At 58.0% G+C, this 22,476-nt stretch carries 14 protein-coding genes, 1 other RNA gene and 1 pseudogene; 4 read left to right on the top strand and 12 right to left on the bottom strand.

Features of this window, described 5'->3' with window-relative positions; genetic code table 11:
• A pseudogene (locus ACF8SD_RS04120) lies at positions 1–452 on the top strand (transposase); the annotation flags it as partial.
• Between the two features lie 495 nt (positions 453–947).
• Here ACF8SD_RS04120 and ACF8SD_RS04115 read toward each other — a convergent pair.
• The 6 genes from ACF8SD_RS04115 to ACF8SD_RS04090 form a co-directional block, all read right to left on the bottom strand.
• Positions 948–3,968, bottom strand: a complete 3,021-nt coding sequence (locus tag ACF8SD_RS04115) for a type III restriction-modification system endonuclease (protein WP_392483908.1) — start codon at positions 3,966–3,968, stop codon at positions 948–950.
• Positions 3,969–4,082: 114 nt separating this feature from the next.
• On the bottom strand, positions 4,083–5,141 hold the full coding sequence (locus tag ACF8SD_RS04110; protein WP_392483906.1) for a macro domain-containing protein: 1,059 nt from the start codon (positions 5,139–5,141) through the stop codon (positions 4,083–4,085).
• A gap of 14 nt (positions 5,142–5,155) precedes the next feature.
• A complete protein-coding gene (locus ACF8SD_RS04105; protein WP_392483905.1) occupies positions 5,156–5,794 on the bottom strand; it encodes a DUF4433 domain-containing protein in 639 nt (212 codons plus the stop codon).
• Between the two features lies 1 nt (position 5,795).
• Positions 5,796–7,718: a site-specific DNA-methyltransferase gene (locus ACF8SD_RS04100; protein WP_392483904.1), complete on the bottom strand. Its 1,923-nt coding sequence runs from the start codon at positions 7,716–7,718 to the stop codon at positions 5,796–5,798.
• 136 nt (positions 7,719–7,854) lie between these two features.
• Positions 7,855–8,607 carry a DUF4391 domain-containing protein gene (locus ACF8SD_RS04095; RefSeq protein ID WP_392483903.1) on the bottom strand — a complete coding sequence of 251 codons (753 nt, stop codon included), beginning with the start codon at positions 8,605–8,607 and terminating at the stop codon, positions 7,855–7,857.
• A gap of 3 nt (positions 8,608–8,610) precedes the next feature.
• Positions 8,611–11,799 (bottom strand): helicase-related protein, encoded by a 3,189-nt coding sequence (locus ACF8SD_RS04090; protein ID WP_392483902.1) that lies wholly within the window; start codon positions 11,797–11,799, stop codon positions 8,611–8,613.
• A 303-nt stretch (positions 11,800–12,102) separates the two neighbouring features.
• Between ACF8SD_RS04090 and ACF8SD_RS04085 the strand changes: the two genes are divergently transcribed.
• The 3 genes from ACF8SD_RS04085 to qatC all read left to right on the top strand — a co-directional run bounded on the left by ACF8SD_RS04085 (position 12,103) and on the right by qatC (position 16,143).
• Complete coding sequence (locus ACF8SD_RS04085; RefSeq protein WP_392483900.1) at positions 12,103–13,974, top strand: P-loop NTPase fold protein; 1,872 nt, start codon at positions 12,103–12,105, stop codon at positions 13,972–13,974.
• Positions 13,975–14,284: 310 nt separating this feature from the next.
• Positions 14,285–14,878: a Qat anti-phage system associated protein QatB gene (gene qatB, locus ACF8SD_RS04080; protein ID WP_392483899.1), complete on the top strand. Its 594-nt coding sequence runs from the start codon at positions 14,285–14,287 to the stop codon at positions 14,876–14,878.
• Complete coding sequence (qatC, locus tag ACF8SD_RS04075) at positions 14,875–16,143, top strand: Qat anti-phage system QueC-like protein QatC (protein ID WP_392483898.1); 1,269 nt, start codon at positions 14,875–14,877, stop codon at positions 16,141–16,143. Before qatB ends, qatC begins: the two co-directional genes overlap by 4 nt.
• 277 nt (positions 16,144–16,420) lie before the next feature.
• On the opposite strand, the gene ACF8SD_RS04070 is transcribed toward qatC, so the two are convergent.
• The 6 genes from ACF8SD_RS04070 to lldD all read right to left on the bottom strand — a co-directional run bounded on the left by ACF8SD_RS04070 (position 16,421) and on the right by lldD (position 22,460).
• Positions 16,421–16,684, bottom strand: coding sequence for a DUF3077 domain-containing protein (locus ACF8SD_RS04070; protein ID WP_173891164.1), 264 nt, complete (start codon positions 16,682–16,684; stop codon positions 16,421–16,423).
• 79 nt (positions 16,685–16,763) lie between these two features.
• Positions 16,764–17,006, bottom strand: coding sequence for a hypothetical protein (locus ACF8SD_RS04065; protein ID WP_173891163.1), 243 nt, complete (start codon positions 17,004–17,006; stop codon positions 16,764–16,766).
• A 361-nt stretch (positions 17,007–17,367) separates the two neighbouring features.
• Positions 17,368–17,762, bottom strand: a transfer-messenger RNA (tmRNA) gene (ssrA, locus tag ACF8SD_RS04060).
• 99 nt (positions 17,763–17,861) lie between these two features.
• A complete protein-coding gene (locus ACF8SD_RS04055; RefSeq protein ID WP_009685320.1) occupies positions 17,862–18,152 on the bottom strand; it encodes a hypothetical protein in 291 nt (96 codons plus the stop codon).
• Between the two features lie 276 nt (positions 18,153–18,428).
• On the bottom strand, positions 18,429–21,239 hold the full coding sequence (locus ACF8SD_RS04050; RefSeq protein WP_392483896.1) for an FAD-binding and (Fe-S)-binding domain-containing protein: 2,811 nt from the start codon (positions 21,237–21,239) through the stop codon (positions 18,429–18,431).
• Positions 21,240–21,314: 75 nt separating this feature from the next.
• Complete coding sequence (gene lldD / locus ACF8SD_RS04045; RefSeq protein ID WP_009685323.1) at positions 21,315–22,460, bottom strand: FMN-dependent L-lactate dehydrogenase LldD; 1,146 nt, start codon at positions 22,458–22,460, stop codon at positions 21,315–21,317.
• Positions 22,461–22,476: the final 16 nt, after the last annotated feature.

The following is a 22,476-nucleotide window of genomic DNA, read 5'->3' as shown; positions in this document are numbered from 1 at the left end:
CGAACTGAAAGACGCTAGTGATGAGCAGCGTTATGTAGCGCGACAGGCGCAAAGCCTGCCAGTCCTGACCCAGTTGAAAAGTTGGTTGGACAGGGCCCAATCCCAAGTGACGCCGCAAAGCGTGTTGGGCAAGGCCGTGAATTATCTGGCGAATAACTGGAGCCGGTTGGTGCGTTACGTCGAGGCTGGTTATCTGCCAATCGACAACAATCTGGCTGAGCGCTCGATCAAGCCGTTTGTCATCGTTCGCAAGGCCTGGCTGTTCAGCGACACGCCCAAGGTCGCTACGGCCAGTGCCCAGATCTACAGCTTGGTCGAGACTGCAAAGATCAACGGCCAAGAACCTTATACGTGACTGCGCCACGTGCTGGAGCGACTCCCCCCACGCGCAGTCTGTGGCGGACTATGAAGCGTTACTGCCGTGGAACTGCTCGCCGGAGATGCCACGGTAACTGCGACCTCCTCTACTCGGTAGGTGGAGTTCATGGATCGCTTACGGAAGGATGGTGGGGCTACCACATCCATGCTGCCTACTTCTTCAATGGCAACGATGTGCAGGGTGATGTCTAAAAGGCCATGCTCGGCGAGCTGTGGGAGGACATCACGTATGGTCAGGGCTACATCTACAGCGGCAACCACGATAAGGAACAATACGAAAACGGGTGTGGTATCGGCCGCATTCTGAGGAGTGATCGAGCAATTCGGCCCCACGTGCATAGGGCCATGAAGTATCTCGTCAAAAATGCTCAGCATCTACGACTTAAGCCTAAGGGGGGCGAAGCTTGCGTATAGGCCAACCTAGGAGATGCCGCTGAGTCGGACGTTTAGCCTCTGTACCGTCCTGCCTCGTTCTAGAGCTTAGGTGTGACATACCGGTTAATGTTGTCGAGCTCCCCGCTAGCGGTTGGGCGGGATGGCGCCTACCCAACCGCTATGAGCCGATCTAGTTAATTTAGTACACCTGCTATGACATCGTCCACGCTACTCGCACGGCCGAAGTGCAGGCTGGCGGCATCGGCTGCAAGCATTTCGAAATGAGCGGCGCCGCAGTCGATTTTTGCTCGCTCGATAGGCCGCAGGTCATCATTGAACAAGCTAGCCTTGGTCTCTATTACGAAGTAGAGGCGCTCCGCACCATCTTGCTCTACCAATATTGCCCAGTCAGGGTTGTAGCTGCCAAGCGGGGTGGGGATACGGAACCAGCCCGGCAGCTTCGCGTAAACCTTCACAGCATCGTTATGCTCCAGCGCCTGGGCGAAGTTGCGTTCGACTGCTGAGTCGTAGACCACGTGCTCGTAGACGGATTTCTCGGTGTTGAGCAGCATGTTTTTCAGGTAGCCGGTCAGTTCCTGCTGCTCGAACAGCTCCTGAGCGTAGAAACTGTTGTGGTCCAGTTTCACGTACTTGATGCCGTGCACCAGCACTAGGCGCTTGCATCGGTTGATGATTTCGCCGGCCAGTTCAATAAATTGCTGGGGGTTGCGCTTGAAGTCGTCTAGGCGCTTACTTTCCGTGAGGATGCGTACCAGCGTCCGGCGGGTCAGCTGGGTGCGATCCTGGAGGTCGGTCAGAATGTCTGGCAGCTCGATATTGCTCTCGTCCAGGTTGACGGTATATGCGCCTTTCTTCTCGTTGGCTTCTACGCCTGACTTGCCGATGGCCAGATCTGCTTTGCGCCATTGAAGGCGAGGGCGGAATACAGCAGGGGCTTTCTGCAAGTTTTCGATGCAATCGGCGATCAGCTTTTCGTTATCAAAGTCAACGCGGTAGGTCGTCTGATGCTTGATCCGATCCCAAAGGGCTTTAAACTCTTCGCTCTGCAACACGGCCTGGCGGGTAGGGATGGCACGGCGCTCGTCTGCATTCTTGATCTCCAGGCGGCCGGAGACCTTCTTCAACTGTTCGATGATCTGCAACCGCTGAGCTTCGAATTCAAGCGGTAGGTGCAGCTGGCCATCTGTTAGTGCCTGTTTAAGCAAGTCTTGCACCTTGCCCTTGGCATCGACGTAATGCTGTGCTCGCAGGAAATCCCACAGTACCTTGGACTGCTCAAAACCAAGTGGCTTTGACTCGCCGTTAGCATCGGTGACTGCGACTGCTGCAAACTGGTGCTGCTCGACGATACCGAAGCGAATGCCAGTGTCTGCTTCAATCTCTTTCTGCAGGTTCTCGGCAAAGGCCTCGTAGTTCTCTGTGGCGATCACCGTAAGAGTGTTCACCTCAAAGCCACGCACTCGCTCGCCGTTCTGGTTGACGCACAGACGCAGGCCGCGGCCGATGGTTTGCCGGCGCTCGCGCTCGGATTGAATGTCACGCAGCGTGCAGATTTGGAAGACATTGGGATTATCCCAGCCTTCCTTGAGTGCTGAGTGGGAAAAGATGAACTTCAAGGGGGTACTGAAGCTGAGCAGCTTTTCCTTGTCCTTCATGATCAGGTTGTAGGCGCGCTCAGCGTTCTCTCGGTTGCCGGCGTTGTTCTCGGCGGTGTCAGACCAGCCACCCTTTTTGTCGATGGAGAAGTAGCCGTTATGCGCCTCTTCAGCGCTGTGGTTGAAGTCGACTTCGCTGAACAGGCTTTGGTAATCCGGATGCTTGGCAAGTCGCTTGTATTCTTCTTCGAAAATTGTGGCGTACACTCCTTTTACCGGATTGCCGTCAGCATCGTACTGGCGATAGCGCTCGACCGTGTCGATGAAGAACAGCGACAGCACTTTTATCCCCATGGGGCGGAAGCGTTTTTCCTTATCCAGGTGCTCCTTGATCGTGCGGCGGATCATTTCGCGCTGAATCGCTAACGGCTCCATGCCGCCGTGGATTTCACCAATGCGCAGATATTTCTCGCCACCTGGGTAGCGCAGCTCGACAAACTCTTCGTCCTTGGCGGTGTTGATTTCGCCAATACGGAAGTCTTTGTAAACGGTACGCTTGGTGGTCTGCTCCAGATCATCGCCGTCGTACACAGTCGCTTCTTGAGTCGCCACACCACCGGAGGCTGTAGCAACATCTAGCTCGACTTTGGCTGAAATTGTGCCGCGCTTGTTGCTTACCGCCACCAGTCGAACACGCGGCTTGTTGTGGGCGTCCTCAATCGTTGCCGAGGCCACCTCGATCTGCTTCACCAGGCGGCGCTCATAGGCGTCGACCGCATCCAGGCGGTAGACCATGTGATGCTTGTCCACATGGGTTGCGGAATAGCGCAGGGTACACAGTGGGTTCATCGCATCCAGCGCGCTTTTGCCAGCTCCTTTTAGGCCGCCATCGACGCTCTGCGGTTCGTCGACAATCAGAATCGGGCGGGTAGCCTTGATCAGGTCGATGGGCTTCTCACCGCCGGTCTTTTCGCTGTCCTTGTAGAGGTTGTTGACGTCCTTTTTGTTGATCGCACCTACGGTGACCACCATGATCTGGATGGTCGAGCTGGTGGCAAAGTTGCGCACCTCTCCGAGCTTGTTCGAGTCGTATAGGAAGTAGCCGTAAGGCGCGCCGGCATAGAGCCCCTTGAAGTGCTCCTCGGTGATTTGTAACGACTTATAGACGCCTTCCTTGATCGCCACCGAAGGCACCACGATGACGAACTTGGTAAAACCGTAGCGTTTATTCAGTTCAAAGATCGTGCGCAGGTAGACATAGGTTTTGCCTGTGCCGGTTTCCATCTCAACGGTGAAGTCGCCAGAGGTGAGCAAACCCGAAGGAGGTAGGCCGCCACTAAGCTGGATGTCGCTGAGGTTTTTGTGCAGTTCGTCGTCGAGCAGCGTCAGGCGGTTGCCGATACCCAGGTCGGATTCGGCGATGCCTAGGGCATACTGCTGAGGGGAAGTTCCTTGCGAGAAATCGTTGTCTGTGGGCGAGGGAGCCTTCATGGTAACCGTGAACTCGGTACGACACGCCTCTTGGCCACGGAATAGATCGCATACCGATTCGATGGCCCGTAATTGGTAGTCGAGATCCGGCTCGAAGTGCAGTTTCATGTTCAATCCATTTTCAAACTCGCCATCAGGCAGGGGCGAGATATTTAGTCATTTAGCTCATGGACTCCCCATGCCTCGCAGCGGCATGGGGGGTCGAGTCAGGTTCATGAGAAGTCAGGCGCTTAGTGCTATCGGCTCGATCCAGCCTTTGTTCGTCAGCACATCGAGGGCTATGCCGATTTGGCGCGGAGTGAACTGCTTTTTGCGAGAGTTCCAGGCGTAGGTGCGGGTGATCACCTCATCGACGCTGGTTACGGGTTCCCCGTTCTTGACGATCCAATGCACTGTCGCCAGCAGCTCCAGACCGAAGGGCGTCTCGAAGCCCGCCACCAGCTCGCCGACTCGGTCGAATCGGGCTCGTGTCTCGGCATTGACAGCCAGGAAGGCATTAGCTTCATCGACTGCCCCAGGCACCAGCGTCATCGGCTTTTCTGGGGCATCCCCACCGTCGGCATAACCCGCGACCAGATGACCTTCAATGGCGCGCAATACGTGACGAAGATTCTCGGCGTAGGGGCCGTAGGCGGCTTGCACGTATTTGAGGCGTAATGGCTCGCCTGCGGCCTGCATGAAGTACATCAGCTTATGTACCTCCAGCAGGCTGATCGTTGGATCTAGCAGGCCTCGGACATAACGGTTCATAAGTTCCACCAGTGCGGCGCGTCCAGCGGTCATGCTTGGCACTTCGCGGCTGTGGTGCATGGTGTCTGTAGCGGGAGCGCCCTTGGGTTCGTAAACGCGTACGTGTACATCCGGCAGATCGGCCATGGCTGCCTCGATACGGGGGCGCACCTCAGCCCAATCCAATCCCCCCAAACCGCTGCCCAACGGTGGGATGGCGATGGAGCGGATACCACGGTTGTGAATCTCGGCCACCAGCGCGCTGAGCCCCGCTTCTATGTCCTGTAGGCGGCTCTTGCCGCGCCAGTGACGCTTGGTGGGGAAGTTGATGATGTAACGCGGCGACGTGAGCTGGTCGGTGTAGAACACGAACATTCGGCCAGGCTGCACCTCTTCGCGCTTGCACGCAGCCTCGTAAGCCTTGAAGTTTTCCGGCCACATGTTCTTGAACTGTAAGGCGATGCCACGGCCCATCACACCGACACAGTTCACGGTGTTAATGATGGCTTCGGAGTCATCCCGCAGGATGTCGCCGCTAGTAAATTCGATCATGACAGGGTCTTCACTCAGTAATACCACTCTGGGCGTAGCTCGACCGTTGGTCTGTGCCCTTGTGCAGGCAACACATTCGCTACCTGCGTATAAATTTGCCGGGACTGTACACCGATGCGCTCGACTAGGTGCCAGGGGAAGCTGTATTCGAGCAGAAACTCGGCTTGCTTACCTTCCTTGCGCTGACGCCAGTCGCGGGCTTGCACGGCGTTCCAGTCAATCTCATTGAGCCGGGTCAGATCCGCTCTGTCTTCAAAGTAGTAGGCCCCAGCATTGGATAGCGTGAACGCCCAGCGTCTGGCTTGGACGTTAGCCCACTGTACAGCGGCGTGCAGGTCCGCTTCCAAATGCACGATAGGCCCTTGCCCACCCCTGTACGCTAGCTCTTGGCTTTGCCGGTAGATCAGAAAAAGCATCACTGAGCGGGGGCAGAAGTAGAACGGCACGCATTCACCCACATGCAGTGTGGGATGACTGGCCAATCTTAGTTCTTCAAGACGGCGCTGCTTGATGTGGTTCATGCCTATGACCGTACCCGGCAGCGCCTGATTCAACAGTACTGCATCGGACAGCAAGCCGGCGCTGGCAATGATGGACGGCAGACGGTCCACGTGGCAGATGTGGTAAATCTTGGGCTGCGCGGGCACGGCCATTTTACAAGCTCCGTACGTTCTTGATACCGGCCTGGTTGAGGATGGCGGCAAGGTTGGTTTTGGCTATGTCATCGGCAAAGGCGCTGTCGCGGAACACGCAGGTGCTGTCGCTTGCAGGAGCTAGCGCCTTGTGCCAGGCAACTATGCCTTGAGCGAGCTCCTCCACCTGATCGCGAGTGATCTGTTCAGTCAGGCATGCCAACAGTACGCCACCGCCGATGCTGTACACCGTTTCTTCTGCAATCTGCTGCTGCTCAATGGGGACGCACAGGTCTAGACCGAGCTTAAGCAGCAGTTCGTAAAGAATGTCGTACTCGCTCCGGCCTTCAATAAGATGCTCTTGATGAGCCAGAAGATCGGCCGTCAGGTCTTCTGGGGTTGGATTCCATGCTCGGATATTTGATGTGTCCAGCTTGAAATTGCGGAATCCCGTATCACCAGAAAACATGGGGTTATCGGCTTTGATCTTATTCGCTGCGCGACGTAGCCGTTCTTTTGTTAATTCTGCAATGTTTTGTTTTACTCCGAGAGTATTGCAGAGCGCGGCGGCAGCCTTTTGATCTTTATGTTCAGGGTCTAGGGCTTCTGGAAGCTGTACAAGAATATAGCGGCGATTCCCGCCGTCAATGGAGTTCTGTGCCAACACCGCATGGCCAGTGGTTCCGGAACCGCCAAAAAAATCTAAAATAATTTCGTCGCCAGATGATGCAAGTGCACATATTTTGCGAAGCAATTTTTCAGGTTTTGGAGTTTGGAAACAGGCTTCTCCATCGAAAAGCTGTTTCAGCTCCAGGCTTGCCTCCTTGTTTGTGCCAAATTCGTTATGATTCCACCATGTGCTTGGTGTTAAACCATCTGCGACTTCCGATAAGAATTTTTTCAACATTGGACGGCCCTCTCCGGACATTCCAAATGTTATCCTGTTATCTGCAAGCCAAGTTTCATACTGTTGTTGGTTGCATCGCCAGTATCTTCCCGGTGGTGGAAGGAATTCTTGGCTTGTAGGTCCCGTTATCTTGAACTGTCCGGCTGCATAGAATTTTCCAGCAGATAAGTTCTCAGCTTTCCAAGGGCCGCGTGGATCATTATCCGGGTTCTTGAATTTTGCTATCTGGTCTTCTGTGCGGTCAAATCGTCCCAGGGCTGCAAAGTCACAATCTTTGGCAAAAATAAAAATATGGTCATGCGTATTTGACATGAACTGAGCGGTCATATTTGCTGTGTAGGCTTTCTCCCACACGGCATTGCCAATAAAGTTCTCTTCCCCAAATACTTCTGACATTATTAGCTTTAGATTTCCGGCCTCGGTATCATCAATGCTTACAAAGATCAGTCCGTCGTCTCTAAGCAAGTTTCTGGCAAGCTTTAATCGTGGGTAAAGCATGTTCATCCAGTCAGTATGGAAACGACCGCTGGACTCTGTATTGCTGCTTATTCTTGCTCCGCCATCAATTTGCCCAGTCAGCTCGAGATAGTTCTTGATGCTATCTTGAAAGTTGTCTGGATATACGAAATCTTGGCCGGTGTTATAGGGCGGATCGATATAGATCAGCTTTACCTTGCCCGCATAGCTTTTTTGCAGCAATTTGAGTACTTCGAGGTTATCACCCTCGATCATCAGGTTTTGTGTGGTGTCCCAATCCATGCTTTCATCGGGGCAGGGAAGTAGCGTACCCGTGCTAGGCGTGAGCGCGAGTTGGCGCGCGGCGCGCTTGCCGTGCCAGTTCAAGCCGTACTTTTCGTCGGTGTCCGTTACGGTTGCCTCGCCGATTAGCTGTCTGAGTACGTCCTGGTTAATGGCTACGCCGTTGGGGCCTTCGGTGATCAGCTCAGGGAACAGGGTTTTGAGCTTCGCTATGTTTCCGGCCTTGAGGTCGGCGCTTTGCGCTTCCGGCGACTGTGCGTCGATTTTTTGCAGGTTCATTCGTTCTTTCCTTCACTATCTGCCTGCAGATAGTGGTTTGCAGGCATGGTGTAATGCTGGCTGGCATGGTATTTCATTTCGCCAACCTTTTAACGGTTATTGGCCAGGGGGCTGCTGTTTGCAGCAGGCCATCCGTCTAAAGTTTTGCTTGGGCTTCGTCGAGGGCCTTTTGCAACTGCTTCAGGTGCAAGTTCAGCTCTACCTGGCGAGCAATTTGCTGAGCCTTTTGAGCCAGGGTACGTACTGCGCTAATCTGCGCTTGTAGCTCGATACAGGCTTGCAAGGTTTGGTGCCTTGCAGCGGCATCTGTCGGACTGCTGGCCATGCGAAAGCTGCCGGTAAGATAAGCTGCCTGCATTGCCAGCAGGGTATCTATCCAACCCTGATAGAACGCGTAGAGGTTGCTGCGCGGTTGTCGCTCCAAGCTTACTGCAGCCAGAAAGTCTGCCTTAGCCTGAGGGGTGGCCCGCAACGCGACAGTGGCGATATCTCCATCGAGCACGATTTTACCGGCTTCGTTCTGTGCCCAGCGTTTGTGACAGACGGAAAGCTGTAACGAGTCTGGAGTGCTGACCAGCACTAGTGCCGGGTGCGGTACAGCACGGTGCAGCAGTTCAATCAGCCTGGCCGGCCGTGCGGATTGGCGTAGGTTGAGGTGCAGCACAGCTGTCTCCACATACTCACGCTGAGCGTCACGGTAAACGGGAACTCCGCAATTGCCTGGCTTAAGTGCGGCTACCCACTGAACCTCTTCGACGCCGTCATTGATCTGCTGGCGATCCGAGGTTGTGGGGGCAAGATTCTCAATCAACAGCTTCTTCGCCACACGTTGGTTGACTCGCGTCTGTTCCGGTAGCTGCAGGGCTGCAATGATGTCCTCGGCAACCACGGCTTACTCCTGCGGCAAAACGACCATAAAGGCGATTACCTCGAAGTCGTTGCTGCCGGCGAACTCGCCCTTCATCGCATGACTACCGGCTGGATTGAATAGGCTGGCAATGGCGCGCTCTTCGCTTTTGCCGGCTACAGATGACACGGCTGCCGCCAGCAGGCTTTGTGCATAGCGCATGTCTTCGCCCTGTTTGGTTACCTCGTCGAATCGACTGCCAGCGCTGGCATCAGGTAGTTCACGGCCGAGGGCCAGACGCTTGAGCCGATCCAGGATGCGTTTGGTCTGGGTGAAGGGCAGTAGCACGGTTTCATCTTCGGCCACATGGATGAGATAGTGGGGGGCGAGTGGATAGCCATCGCTGATCTTGTCCGCCGCTTCCCCCTCTGCGCGTAGGCAAAAAATAATGCCAGGCGGTATGTCCTCATCGCGAGTTGTAGTAATGGCACAGGCTCCCAGTGGCATGTTCTCCAACACGCCGGGATGGGCCTTTAGGTATTGGGCCAGGTCTATGCGGAAGTCGGTGAGGGTGAGGTCAGTGATTGAAACCCCACTGGATAGGTCTTCCAGATCAATAACGGCATCCTGCAGCTTGAGTAGCTGCTTGCGGCGATATTCCAGATCATTCATCGCATTGCCGGACTGCGCTTCGATCAGGTTCTCTTCCCCGGTAGCCGACACGTCTAGTAGAACCATGCGGCCGCTGACGCGTTGCTCCAGATTGATGTATTCCTCCAGCTCCATGTTGGGCCAGAAGTTGACCAGCTGGATGTGCTGGTTGGGCGAGCCGATGCGGTCGATACGACCGAAGCGCTGAATGATCCGCACCGGGTTCCAGTGGATGTCATAGTTGATCAGCCAGTCGCAGTCCTGCAGGTTTTGGCCTTCGGAAATGCAGTCGGTGGCAATCAACAGATCCAGCTCGCCTTCCTTGGTCAGGTCGGCAGGGCGCTCTTTCGAGCGTGGGGAGAAGGTAGTAAGTATGGATGCCAGATCGGTACGCAGGCCTGGGATCGTGGTTTGGTTGCGGCCCGAGCCGGTGACCAAGGCAGTTTGCACGCCCAAGGACTCGCTGGCCCATGAGGCGAGTTGGTCGTACAGGTAGCGAGCCGTATCGGCAAAAGCGGTGAAGATGATGACCTTGCGATTGCCTGGATTGACCGGGTTTTGGCACTTGTTAGAGAGCATGTTACGCAGCTCCGCCAGTTTGGCGTCGCGCTGGGGTTGTACTTGTTGTGCCGCCGATAGCAGCGTGGCCAGACGATTGCGATCTTCCAGGAGATCTTGCTTCCAGCGTACCAGGTCAACGTCACTCAACAGCACCTTGACCTTGCGTCCGACCAACAGTGCTTCAAACGCCGGATCGTCGATGTCGACATCGGTGATATCGATCTCTTCAATTTCGTGAGCGTACTGCTCGATACGTTCGAGTGTGCGTTCGACATCCTTGAGCTGCCGTTCGAGGGTCAGCGCAAATGAAGACACCGCGCTTTCCATGCGCTTGAGGACGTTGATGCGCAGCAGGTGGATCAGGCTTTCTTCACGATCAGCCTGGCGGAAGAAGCTCTCGCCACCACGAATCTCCGTGCTGTATTTAGCGTCATATGCCGCTTGCTTGTGCTGCATGACGTAACGCAAGGGCGCATAGCTGGCGAGGTTGAGCCGGCGAATCTCTTGGTTGATTTCACGGATGGCGGGGAACTGCCCAGCTGCATCGACGTCCGCCTTGATGTTGATCGGGGGCAGGCGAGTGGGGAAACGACCCGTTTCGGTGGTGCCGTAGTACTTCTCGATATGCCTGCGTGAGCGGGCGATGGTTAGTAGGTCGAGCAGGGTGAAATAGTCGAAGCCGAGCATTTCGACCAGGCGCTCTGGCGTCTTTTCACGCTCATCCAGGTCCAGCCAGCGATTGAATTGTAGCTGGGCTTTGCGGGTAGTGGCTTCGATGCTGCTGATGCCGTATTCAAACAGGGCGTTGTCATCGCCCTCGGTCACGAAAGCGATCTGGTTACGCAGATCAGCCAGGCGGTTATTGACTGGCGTGGCTGAGAGCATAAGGACGCGGGTTTTCACGCCTTCGCGGATGATTCTGCGCATGAGTCGGTCGTAGCGCGTTTCCTGGCCTTGGCGTGGCGCTTTCTTGTTGCGGAAGTTATGCGATTCGTCGATTACGACCAAATCATAGTTGCCCCAGTTGATATGGGATAGGTCGAGGTCGCCGGATAGCCCGGCCTCCCGCGATAGGTCGGTGTGGTTGAGGACGTCGTAGTTGAAACGATCTGACGCCAAAACGTTGCGCCGGTCGTTTGCCTTGTAGAGCGTCCAGTTGTCACGCAAGCGCTTCGGGCACAGCACCAGCACACGGTCGTTGCGCAGTTCGTGATACTTGATGACGGCGAGTGCTTCGAAGGTTTTTCCCAGGCCAACGCTGTCAGCGATGATGCAGCCGCCAAAGCGGTTGAGCTTGTCGATTGCACCCACAACGCCATCGCGTTGGAATTTGAAGAGCTTGTTCCAAACCACCGTGTTGCGTATGCCAGTAGCAGATTTCACCACGCGCTCTTCATCCAGCCCATCGTCCCTCTCTTTGAAGAGCTGATGGAGAACCAGGTTGTACAGCGTGGCCGGCGAGCGCTGTTCGGCAATCTCGCGCAGGACGTTCAGCAGTTCAGTTTTGTCACTGGGGCGAGTATTCAGGGTTTGCCATTGGTTATCGAACCAAGGCGCAAACATCGCCGCCTCCTGAGGAGATTCGCTGGCCTGAATCAGGCTCATCGGGTTGCCGGGCGTTATGCCGAGGCCGTCGGTGGTCAGTGCAAAGGAGCCCATGACGACCTGATCGGGCGTGCCGGTGGCATCTCTCAGTAAACCGATACCTTGAGGAATAACTGAATTGGCGCGTTTCAGTTCGACCTTGGCATTCAGCCATTGGTGGCAGCGCCGAGCGAGGCTGCGTGCAGTGAGACGATTACGTGCAGCTCGGTCTGCTTCTCCGCCAAGCAGTTCCAGACTCTCGCTGTCGGACGGCAGAATCAACTGAACTTTGCGTAGCTGAGCAAAGGCTTTGGCCAGTTCAGAGAATGCAAATAAGGAGAGCGCTGGGGAGGCACAGGCTAGTTGGTGATCCACATTCATTCGCTCGTTGAGCAAATCGATCACTCGGTCTTGGCCAGCATTCTGAATCAACCTCATTGCATGTTCCCTTACGCAGTGGCACACATTTGTCAGGCATCATAAACGTGTTTACATATGTGGCGGAATGCCTGTGTGGGCTTGCGCCAGCAAGCGGCTGGCGCTTGTATTCCTGTGAAAGGCGATCAGTAAGCGGCCAGCAAACACACTGTAACCGCCCAGACTGACCGCCGTTTCCGCCCATACCAGCAGCGTCATGTCGCCTAAATAGAGCGGATGGCCAGTTGCCTCTATCTACATCAGATCAGCTACTATGGCTGCCTTGCCACGGCTACATGCTGACAGCGGCCAAGGAGGGACATGATGTGGGTCGATAACGAAACAGACACGGACTTCCTCAATTTCTCTGGGGTTGCCGACACCGTCGCAGAGATCGTGTACCAGGCCAATGGACGTCCGATTTCCATCGGGGTTTCAGGGGCGTGGGGAGCGGGCAAGTCCTCCATGATCAAGCTAATTCAGGCGTCGCTACGTAATCCTCCGGAACCGGGGAAAAAGCCTGAGAAAGACTTCGTCTTTGTCGAGTTTAATGCCTGGCTGTACCAAGGGTATGACGATGCGCGCGCTGCACTGATGGATGTCATCGCTTCCCGACTGCAGGAAGAGGCCGAGGCGCGACAAACGGCACTCGATAAGGTTTCCGAGCTGGCTGAGCGCGTGAATTGGCTGCGTGTAGCCAAGCTTATGGGTGGTGCGGCGGTGTCTTTTGCAGCCGGTGTGCCCGCACCTGGTCTCATCGGTGATATGTGGGGCTTGGCCAAGCAATGGTGGTCTGGTGAGGTCGATCAGGCGATGATCGGCGAGACCCATGATAAGGCCGAGAAGGCGGGGGATGAGGCCAAGAAACTCATCAGGGAAAAACCCAAAAAAACCTCTCCGCCTAAGGAAATTCAGGCGCTTCGAGATAATTTTGAATCGGTCTTGGACGAGCTTGGTGTCACATTGGTCGTTCTGATTGACGACCTGGATCGTTGCTTGCCCGAAACGACAATCTCGACCCTCGAGGCAATCAGGCTTTTCCTGTTCTTGCGCAATACGGCCTTTGTCATCGCTGCGGATAACGAAATGATCAAGCATGCGGTGCGCCGGCATTTCAGCGGGGTACCGGACGATATCCTGGTCACCAGCTATTTCGACAAGCTGATCCAGGTTCCGATCCGGGTGCCGCCTTTGGGGACGCAGGAAGTGCGGGCGTACATGATGATGCTGTTCACAGAGAACAGCGGCCTGCCCAAAGAAGATATCGAGTCAATTCGTGTCAGCGTTCGCGATCAGCTTCGGACGACCTGGCAGGGTGGCCGAGTGGACAGGGCCTTCATGCAGTCCCTGTCCAACAAATACCCCGAGGAGCTGATCGGTAAATTCGACACGGCAGAGCGACTTGCAGCAGTGATGACCTCCGCGTCGGGCATTCACGGCAACCCCCGACTCATCAAGCGGTTTCTAAACGCTCTGGCGATCCGGATGAGTATCTCTCGTGCCCATGGTGTGGGTGTGGATGAGGCAGCATTGGTCAAATTAATGTTGTTCGAGCGCAGCGGGAATCCCAAGGCCTTTGAAGAGCTGATGAAGGCGGTTGCGGCTGATAAGCATGGCAAGCCCGCAATGCTCACCGACTGGGAAGCTGATGTGAAGCAGGGCAAGGACTTTTCTTTGCCGCAGCCCTGGGATCACCCCTTCGTGAAAGAGTGGCTTGCCCTGCCCCCTGCACTGGCGGACAAGGATTTGCGCGGCGCCATTTACGTCAGCCGCGAACATGCGCCGATTATCACGGACGAAGATCGACTTTCATCGACCGCCGCCGAGTTGCTTACCGCGTTGCTCGACTCGCCCGATATGGCGGCTCAGCTCAAGGATCGCCTTGGGCACATTGCTCCCATCGAGATCAGTGTGATCATGGATCGGCTCCTCGACAAAGCAGGTAGCGAGCAAGAGTGGGGAGTGCCACCTGTACTGGATGCGATGCTGGTCATCGCCGGTATTGATGTGTTGCAGGGCCCACGCCTCGCGGCATTTTTGAAAGAGCGTCCGCCCGCGCAGATCCAGGCGGGAATTGTGCCGAAGCTGAAAGACGAAGCATGGGCGAGGTCTGTATTCGATTACTGGCTGAACCTTGATGCCAGTGCCCCTGTTAAAGCTGCAATAAGGAAGTTGAATGGGAACGTCCCAAAATAGCGACGGGCCAGGCAAAGGGGTGCCGATGGTGCCACCGTGGACGCCGCCGCTGCCGCCAATGCCTCCACCACCTGTCCCACCTCTGCCGCCAGAGCCACAGGATCTGCCAGACCCTGAGCTGCCTGATCCCGGAGAGGATCAGACTGATCAAGATGATCATCAACCAGATGATTCTCCGGAGGATGACAACGACTCGAGGACAGCTCCGGAGTCGCCGCCACCACTCGCGCCACCAGGCCGTTTTGGCGGGGCGCGTCGAGGGTTGGGTGACTATGCCAGGAACGGTGACCGCAGCGGTCTCCAGAGGAGTTTGAAGCACTATGTCAAGCATGGGTATGGAGGAGCCAAGACCACTACTGCACGATTTGGCGGCACAGCGGCTGTTGCTGGGATACTCGGCAGCACCCTGCAGTCGGTGGCTGATGGCACCAGCCAGGCAAACCCGAACCCCATTGATCCCGTTCTATTAAACGGTCGGTCGGCATCGGAAGTGATGGATGCGCTCGTCGAGGCTGTACGCCCTGTCGATGGCACTCAGGATGCGGAGGCTGAGCGAGCTTCAATCCGTGGTTCTTTATCCGATGTCCTTGTGAAGTACCCAAGTGCCGATTTGTTGAATCTGTCTCCTGAGGAGCGGGCTTACGCAATTGAGCGCTTCACCGCGATGGATGTGTTTCATCGCTACGAGCTTGATCTGGGGAAAACGATCCAGGAGAAAGCCTCGTCGGCTTTGGTTGCGGTACGGCGTCTGAAAGAGATCAAGGAGTACATCAAGGAGTGTGTATCGGCGTCTTTTCGTACAATCGCAGCCAATGGAGCCCGGTTGACGACGGGGCGGATTTCTCAAGTCGTAACCCAGGCGCTACAGGAGACCTTTGAGGTTTTTGAGGGGTATGTCGAATGAAGTTCATTTGTGGCCCTGCCGGTTTCCAGGTGCGAGCTGTTGACCAGGCGATGCAGGTGGTGATCTATGGCCAGGCGGAAAAGGGGCAGGTCAGTGTTGGAGGCTATGCCCGGCATCTGCTTGAGAAGGCTCACTTGGAAATCTCACTTCAGGCGTGGGATTTTCTGAGCATTGCTCTTTCCGTCGTTGCGGCGGACTTCACAGATCTGCGCGCCAGAAGCGCGGATGGATGGACGCGTACGCTCGAGCTTCACATTGCTGTTCAGGATCCAGCGTTCTGGAATGCTCAGTCACGAGCACTGGAAGCTGCGTTGGGCTTTTTGACGACTGACGTGTGGACGTTCGTCTTCTATTCAGGTGGGTATGGGCCACCTGCTCAGTTGCAGGCATTGCATCCCCGAGAAGACTCGGTCACCCTGCTTTCTGGAGGGATGGATAGTTTGATCGGAGCCATCGATCTGATCGCTCAGGGGGAGAGGCCATATGGCGTCAGTCAAATTGTCCGGGGTGATGGTGAGAAGCAGGACGCGTTCGCTCAAAGTCTTGGGTTGTCTAGGATTGGCCTCAATCACGTCGCCAAGTCTCCGGGGGCTCAAGAGCCCTCCCAGCGGGCACGATCCATCGTTTTTCTGGCATTTGGCTTAGCCGTTGCGACGTCCCTCGATCGCTATCATCAGGGTGATCGCGTACCTCTCTACATCTGTGAGAATGGTTTCATTGCCATAAACCCACCATTGACGGTGACTCGGCTCGGTAGCTTGAGTACCCGAACTGTGCACCCAGAGTACCTCGGTCGATTGCAGCAGATCTTCGATGCTGCCGATATCAACGTTCAGATTCAGAACCCCTACGCGCTGATGACAAAAGGCGAGATGTTGGCGGGGTGCCTAAATCAGGATCTACTCAAACTGCATGCTGTGACATCTACCAGTTGCGGGCGTTTTCAGCGTTTTGGATACAAACATTGCGGGCGATGTGTTCCGTGCCAGGTCAGAAGAGCGTCCTTCAAACGATGGGGGGCGCTGCAAGACAGCACGCCATACGTCTACGGCGACCTGAGCATTAGTAGCCCTCAATATGGGCGCTTCGAAGACGTTCGTTCTGTGGGGATGGCGGTGGCGAGCGTTGCGCAGGACGGTTTCGATCAGTGGCTAGGACACAGCCTTTTTTCGCCGTTCATTACTGACAGGGTTGGGTATCGGCGAATGCTTGCCCAGGGCCTTGATGAGCTGGCGAAGTTGCACGCGTTCTATGGGCTTGCCTGAATGAAGCGGCACAGACCGTGCTGCATTCACTCATCCGGGCTCAGGTGAACTCTCAGAAACTCGATGAATTTCTGCGTCTTTGCGGGCGACAACGTCGTCTCATTTTCTAGCCGAACAATGTAGGCAATGTCCGCGATGGGGTGGAAGCCGCTGTTTACGGTTGGTCGTAATCGACCTAGAGGCGACCTTCTCCTACAACGGTCGGGGAAGCAGGTACCTGGGGTTTTCGTGAGAGCCAGCGGCAAAGCCTGGCTCCCATAGCCTATAAGCCTGGAATTCAGCGCATCATCCCCAACTCCGCATCATCCAGCAGTGCTTTCCCCAGAGCACACAGATAGTGCGCTGCCCAGATCAGCTTCGGCTTGTCTTCCATCAGCCCATCAATGGTCAAATCCCGCGCATACCCCATCAGCTCAGACGCCTGCTCACGGGCGTTCTGGCAGGGGATGCCTGGTTCGATGCGGAACAGTGGGTGGGTCTGGCTTTCACCTTGGAAGAAGATGGTTTTACCGACAGTGCATTGGGTGTTTTCGGTTGTCATCGAGCAATATCCCTGGTCTTTGTGTTGCCTGGGCTGGCCCTATCGCCGGCAAGCCGGGCTCCCACAGTGTGAGGTGGGGTCAGTGCATGGGTTGCGGGCCGGCTGGTCTTTGTATTTGCGCTAGTGCCGATTCGAGTAGACGGCGTAGCGCTTCCAGCTCGTGCATCGAGGCCATGATCAGCACGGAGGAGGGCGACCTGGGCTGCATCAACATCGCTTGCTGTGCCACGGCTTCCGCGCACAGCGCGTAGTCAGTTGCAAGCATGATGGTGTCTTCCAGGGAGTGGGGAAGGTGGGGTGGGTCGGGGACTATCTTCAACATGATTGCTTCCATTTCAGGGCCGCCACCCTCTGCTGTCAAACAGCGGGTGGCAGCTGTACGCGGGTTGACAGACCGGCGGAAACAACAAGCTCCGGCGCACGCAAGCGTGCCCGCACGTACAGCCGCCATAACGACGAGCCGTTTTGTTGTTTACCGTAGCGGCCTGTCAAAGCCGGTCGTTGATGAGCAACGACCCACCGAGCCTAAAACCCCGAAATAGCGACCGCAACGGAAAACAGGCGCAGGGAGTATCTTTGGGAAACGTCCTACGCGGAAGGGATTAAATCTGATCTTCTGGCCCCAGGCCAGCCAATCACAGGCACAAAAAAAGACGCCCGGGGGCGTCTTCTTTTTTGGAATTTGGTGGAGCCGGGGGGATTTGAACCCCCGTCCGCCAGTACTCCGCTGTCGGTACTACATGCTTAGCCGTGTCTACTGATTTAATCCGCAGCCGCCCGACGGGCAGGGTGCTTTGGATGAGTTGTGTAAGTTTTAGTCACTTCGCCCACAACGTGCTACGCGACGATCCTGTTCTATATGACAATCAGTTCGGGTTTACAGGCATCCCCTAGTGATTGCTGGAGCCGAAGCTACCAGAAGCAATGGTCAATTAAGCCGCGAAAGCGACTTGATCTTCCTTGCCGTAGTGAGCGTCATTGGCAACTATAAAAGTTGCAACAGTGGATTTACGAGTTCTGTTACCAACTCGGCATGCACCTAGAGTTTCGCTACCGGCGTCGAATCCTAATCGGCCCCTACACTAGCTCTTGGCTAACGTACCTTACGGCACGTGAGCCGGAGTATACGCCATTGTGCGGGCGACGTCGACAGCTGGTCCTGTCGCCCGCCCAGGGCTTAGGCGCCGCCGCTGCCCGAACCGCTGCCTTTCTCGGTTTTTTCCAGGCGCTCCAGCACTTTGCTGGTGATGGCGATGCATTCTTTGGTGTCGCCCGAGGCCTGGGCAGCCTTGGCTTTGTCGACGTGCTCGGTCACGGCTTTGTCCAGGCCCTCGGAGGTGGCGCCGGCGGTGGCCATGCTGTCGTCGATTTTTTGCAGGTTGATGGCGCACAGGTCGTCAGCAGCGAACACCGGCGAAGCCAGCAGGGTAGCGGCCGCGAACAGGGCCGAAAGCGCGGTACCTTTCATGGGAGTCTCCTCTGGGGCCTCGGGAAGGTGGGCCTAAAGGATGGACCTTGGCAGTTTTGCAAGGGTTCAATCTTGTTCGTGCCGCGGGGGCGGGGTTGTTTGCGAGAGGGTGGGCTTGCCCGCGAACACCGGCTTAGCCGGTGCCAGCTACCGCGCTGGGTTTTTCGCGGGCGCGCCCGCTCCCACACAGGGCGCGTCGCGCTTACGGATTGAGTTCTTTTCGCGACGGCGCAGCCCGTAGGGGTGTGTTATCTCCCACAATGAATCGCGCAGGCTTCAGAGGCTGCGGGGGCGGGTGACGCGGTCCACCAGGTAGACCAGGCCGTGGTAGTCGATGCCGCTGTGGCTGCTCAAGCCGATCTCGCAGGTGCGGCTGGTGGAAATGCCTTCGCTGCAGTACTGCACGGCATCCTTCAGGCTGCGCAGCGAGTGGGCGTTGAGCTCGGGGGTGGTGAAGCCCTTGTCGCCAGCGAACCCGCAACAATGTATGCCTTCCGGGATCACTACCTGCTTGCTGCAGCGCCGGGCAAGGTCGATCAGGGCCTGGCTTTCGCCCAGGTGCTGGGTGCTGCAGGTCACATGCACGGCCACCGGCTCATCCTGGGGGGTGAACTCCAGGCGTTCGAGCAGGTGGGTGCGAATGAAGCGCACGGGGTCGTACAGGTCCAGCCGGGTGTCGCCCAGGTCTTGTACAAGGCGCAGGGTGCAGGGGCTGGTGTCGCAGTAGATCGGGTCAAGGCCGCCGCGGCTGGCGTGCAGCAGGGCGTTGATCAGCTCCTGGCGCTTGTGTTCGGCTTGCTCGGGGTAACCCTTGGACGCGAACGGCTGGCCGCAGCACAGGCTGTCGGCGTTGTCGGGGAACACGACCTGGTAGCCGGCCTTTTCCAGCAGGGCGCGGGTCTTGTCCAGCAGCGGGCTTTGCTCGCGGTCGGCATAGGCCGGGCCCATTACCCTGGACACGCAAGCCGCCAAGTACACCACCCGCGGGCGGGCGTCGTTGCTGGCCTGGCCGAAGGCGACCGGGCGCAGCGGTTGGGGCATGGCGGGCGTCCACTGCGGCAGGCGGCCGTTGCTGGCTTTGCGTAGGGTGGCGCTCAGGCGGCCCAGGCGTGGGGCGCCGAGCAGCTTGCGCGCGCTGTTGGCTGCGGTCAGGGTCAGGCGGGCGCCGCCCAGTGCGGTGGGGAAGTGCTCGGCCAGCCAGTTGGCGGTGTTGCCGTGGTCGGCAGCCTGGCTGCGCAGTTTTTTTACCAGCTCGCCGGTGTTGATGCCCACCGGGCAGCGCTGGGCGCACAGGCCGGTAGCCGCGCAGGTGTCGATGCCTTGGTACTGGTAGGTGCGCATCAGCTCGCGGGTGTCGACGCCGGCGCGCTGCTTGGCCTGGATGTCCCGCCACATCACGATACGCTGGCGTGGGCTGAGGGTCAGGCCCTTGGACGGGCACACGGGTTCGCAGAAGCCGCACTCGATGCACTTGTCGACGATTTCGTCGGCGGCGGGCAGTGGCTTGAGGTTCTTCAGGTGGATGGTCGGGTCGTCACTCAGCACCACATCGGGGTTGAGGATGCCGTTGGGGTCGAGCAGGCGCTTTAGCTGCCACATCAGTTGGTAGGCGTCGTGGCCCCACTCCAGCGCCACGAACGGTGCCATGTTGCGCCCGGTGCCGTGCTCGGCCTTCAGCGAACCGCCGAACTCCACGGCCACCAGTTGCGCCACGTCGTCCATGAAGGCCTGGTAACGGGCAACCTCTTCGGCGCTGTTGAACCCTTGGGTGAACACGAAGTGCAGGTTGCCTTCCAGGGCGTGGCCAAAAATGATCGCTTCGTCATAACGGTGCTTGTCGAACAGCTGGATCAGGCGGTTCACGCCCTCGGCCAATTGCTCGACCGGGAAGGTCACGTCTTCGATGATGACGGTGGTGCCGGTCTGGCGCACGGCGCCGACGGCGGGAAAGGTGTCTTTGCGGATTTTCCACAGCTGGTTGTACACCGCCGGGTCTTCGCTGAAGTCCACGCGCTGCTCCAGCGGGAAGTCGGCGATCGAGGCCATTATCTGCTGCAGTTGCTCGTGCAGCAGGCTCTGGCTGGCCGCGCGTGACTCGATCAGCAGGGCGCAGGCGTTGGCCGACAGGCCTTTTACCCACAGCGGCATGCCGGCCATGTCCTGCACCGAGCGCAGGCTGCGGCGGTCGAGCAGCTCCACCGCCGACACCGGCTGGCGCTTGAGTACCGGCACCGCGCGGCAGCAGCTTTCCACGCTGGGGAACACCAGCAGGGCGCTGGCCTTGTGCGGGTGGTCGGGCACGGTGTTGTAGGTAACAGCGCTGATAAAGCCCAGGGTACCTTCGGAGCCGACCAGCAAGTGCTGCAGAATGTCCAGCGGCTGGTTGTAGTCCACCAGCGCGTTCAGCGACAGGCCGGTGGTGTTCTTCAGCCGGTACTTGTGCCGGATGCGCTCGGCCAATGCCGTGTTGGCGCGTGTTTCGCGGCCCAGGCGGGCCAGCGCTTGCAGCAGCTCGGCATGGCTGGCTTCAAAGGCCGCCACGCTGGCCGGGTCTTCGCTGTCCAGGCGGGTGCCGTCTGCCAGCACCAGGCGCATGCCGGCCAGGGTGTGGTAGGTGTTCTGGGCGGTGCCGCAGCACATGCCGCTGGCGTTGTTGGCGACGATACCGCCGATCTTGCAGGCGTTGATCGAGGCCGGGTCGGGGCCGATCTTGCGCCCGAACGGGGCCAGCCAGGCGTTGGCCTGGGCGCCGATCACACCCGGTTGTAGGCGGATCTGTTCGCCTTCGCCGCGGATCTCGCGGCCGTTCCAGTTATCGCCCAGCACGATCAGCACCGAGTCGCTGATGGCCTGGCCAGACAGGCTGGTGCCGGCGGCGCGGAAGGTGACCGGCACCCGGTCGCGTTGGGCCAGCTTGATCAGGCCGACCACTTCGTCTTCGGACTCGACGCGCACCACCAGCTTGGGGATCAGCCGGTAGAAGCTGGCGTCGGTACCGAAGGCCAGGGTCGAGGTGGGGTCGTCGAAGCGGCGTGCGGCGGGGATCAGGCGCTCGGCATCACGCAGAAACGCGGCGGGCAGGCTCATGCAGTCTCCTCGCGGGGCTGTGGCCTCTGCGTGCCACATGCCCCGGGTCTATCAGGCGGTCGCTGGTGCAGGCGCTCAGGCGCCCAGTTCGCGTACCAGCGAGTCGCGGGTGATTTCGCTGATGGTCTTGGCGCCGGTCAGCACCATGGCTACGCGCATTTCCTTCTCGAACAGCTCCAGCAGGTTTTTCACCCCGGCCTGGCCATGCACGGCCAGCGCATAGAGGAAGGCGCGGCCAATCAGCACGGTGTCGGCACCCAGGGCGATCATGCGTACCACATCCAGGCCGCTGCGAATGCCGGAGTCGGCGAGAATCTTCAAGTCACCTTTCACCGCATCGGCAATGGCCGGCAGGGCGCGGGCGCTGGACAGCACGCCATCGAGCTGGCGGCCACCGTGGTTGGACACGACGATGCCGTCGGCACCGAACTTGACCGCATCGCGGGCGTCATCGGCATCCAGGATGCCCTTGATGATCATCGGGCCGTCCCAGAACTCGCGGATCCACTCCAGGTCCTTCCAGGAAATGGACGGGTCGAAGTTGTTGCCCAGCCAGCCGATGTAGTCGGCCAGGCCAGTGGGGTTGCCCCGGTACTTGGAGATGTTGCCCAAATCGTGCGGGCGGCCCATCACGCCCACGTCCCAGGCCCACTCGGGGTGGGTCATGGCTTGCAGCACGCGGCGCAGCGGGCCGTGCTTGCCGCTCATGCCAGAGTGGGCGTCGCGGTAGCGGGCGCCGGGCACGGGCATGTCCACGGTGAATACCAGGGTCTTGACCCCGGCCGCCTTGGCCCGCTCCAGGGCGTTGCGCATGAAGCCGCGGTCCTTGAGCACGTACAGCTGGAACCACATGGGGCGGTCGATGGCTGGCGCCACTTCTTCGATCGGGCACACCGACACCGTAGACATGGTGAACGGGATGCCATGGGCCGCCGCTGCCCGCGCCGCCTGCACTTCGCCACGGCGGGCGTACATGCCGGTGAGGCCGACCGGGGCCAGGGCCACGGGCATGCTCAGGGTTTCGCCGAACAGCGTGGTCTGCAGGCTGAGCTCGGACATGTTCTTCAGCACGCGCTGGCGCAAGGCAATGCTTGCCAGGTCGGCGACGTTGTGGCGCAGCGTGTGCTCGGCGTAGGCACCGCCGTCGGCATAGTGGAACAGGAAAGGAGGCAGCTTGCGTTGGGCCGCGGCGCGATAGTCGGTAGAGGCAGAAATGATCATGGATTCTCGCAGCGTT

It is taken from the genome of Pseudomonas sp. CJQ_9 (assembly GCF_043106615.1).
In the GTDB taxonomy this organism is placed as follows: Bacteria; Pseudomonadota; Gammaproteobacteria; order Pseudomonadales; family Pseudomonadaceae; genus Aquipseudomonas; species Aquipseudomonas juntendi.
This window is presented reverse-complemented; position numbering and strand designations above follow the sequence as displayed.

Bases quoted from the DNA above. Each gene is read 5' to 3' on its own strand.
- ACF8SD_RS04115 (WP_392483908.1), bottom strand. From the start codon at position 3,968: ATGAAACTGCACTTCGAGCCGGATCTCGACTACCAATTACGGGCCATC.
- ACF8SD_RS04110 (WP_392483906.1), bottom strand. From the start codon at position 5,141: ATGATCGAATTTACTAGCGGCGACATCCTGCGGGATGACTCCGAAGCC.
- ACF8SD_RS04105 (WP_392483905.1), bottom strand. From the start codon at position 5,794: ATGGCCGTGCCCGCGCAGCCCAAGATTTACCACATCTGCCACGTGGAC.
- ACF8SD_RS04100 (WP_392483904.1), bottom strand. From the start codon at position 7,718: ATGAACCTGCAAAAAATCGACGCACAGTCGCCGGAAGCGCAAAGCGCC.
- ACF8SD_RS04090 (WP_392483902.1), bottom strand. From the start codon at position 11,799: ATGAGGTTGATTCAGAATGCTGGCCAAGACCGAGTGATCGATTTGCTC.
- ACF8SD_RS04085 (WP_392483900.1), top strand. From the start codon at position 12,103: ATGTGGGTCGATAACGAAACAGACACGGACTTCCTCAATTTCTCTGGG.
- qatC (WP_392483898.1), top strand. From the start codon at position 14,875: ATGAAGTTCATTTGTGGCCCTGCCGGTTTCCAGGTGCGAGCTGTTGAC.
- ACF8SD_RS04070 (WP_173891164.1), bottom strand. From the start codon at position 16,684: ATGACAACCGAAAACACCCAATGCACTGTCGGTAAAACCATCTTCTTC.
- ACF8SD_RS04065 (WP_173891163.1), bottom strand. From the start codon at position 17,006: ATGTTGAAGATAGTCCCCGACCCACCCCACCTTCCCCACTCCCTGGAA.
- ACF8SD_RS04055 (WP_009685320.1), bottom strand. From the start codon at position 18,152: ATGAAAGGTACCGCGCTTTCGGCCCTGTTCGCGGCCGCTACCCTGCTG.
- ACF8SD_RS04050 (WP_392483896.1), bottom strand. From the start codon at position 21,239: ATGAGCCTGCCCGCCGCGTTTCTGCGTGATGCCGAGCGCCTGATCCCC.
- lldD (WP_009685323.1), bottom strand. From the start codon at position 22,460: ATGATCATTTCTGCCTCTACCGACTATCGCGCCGCGGCCCAACGCAAG.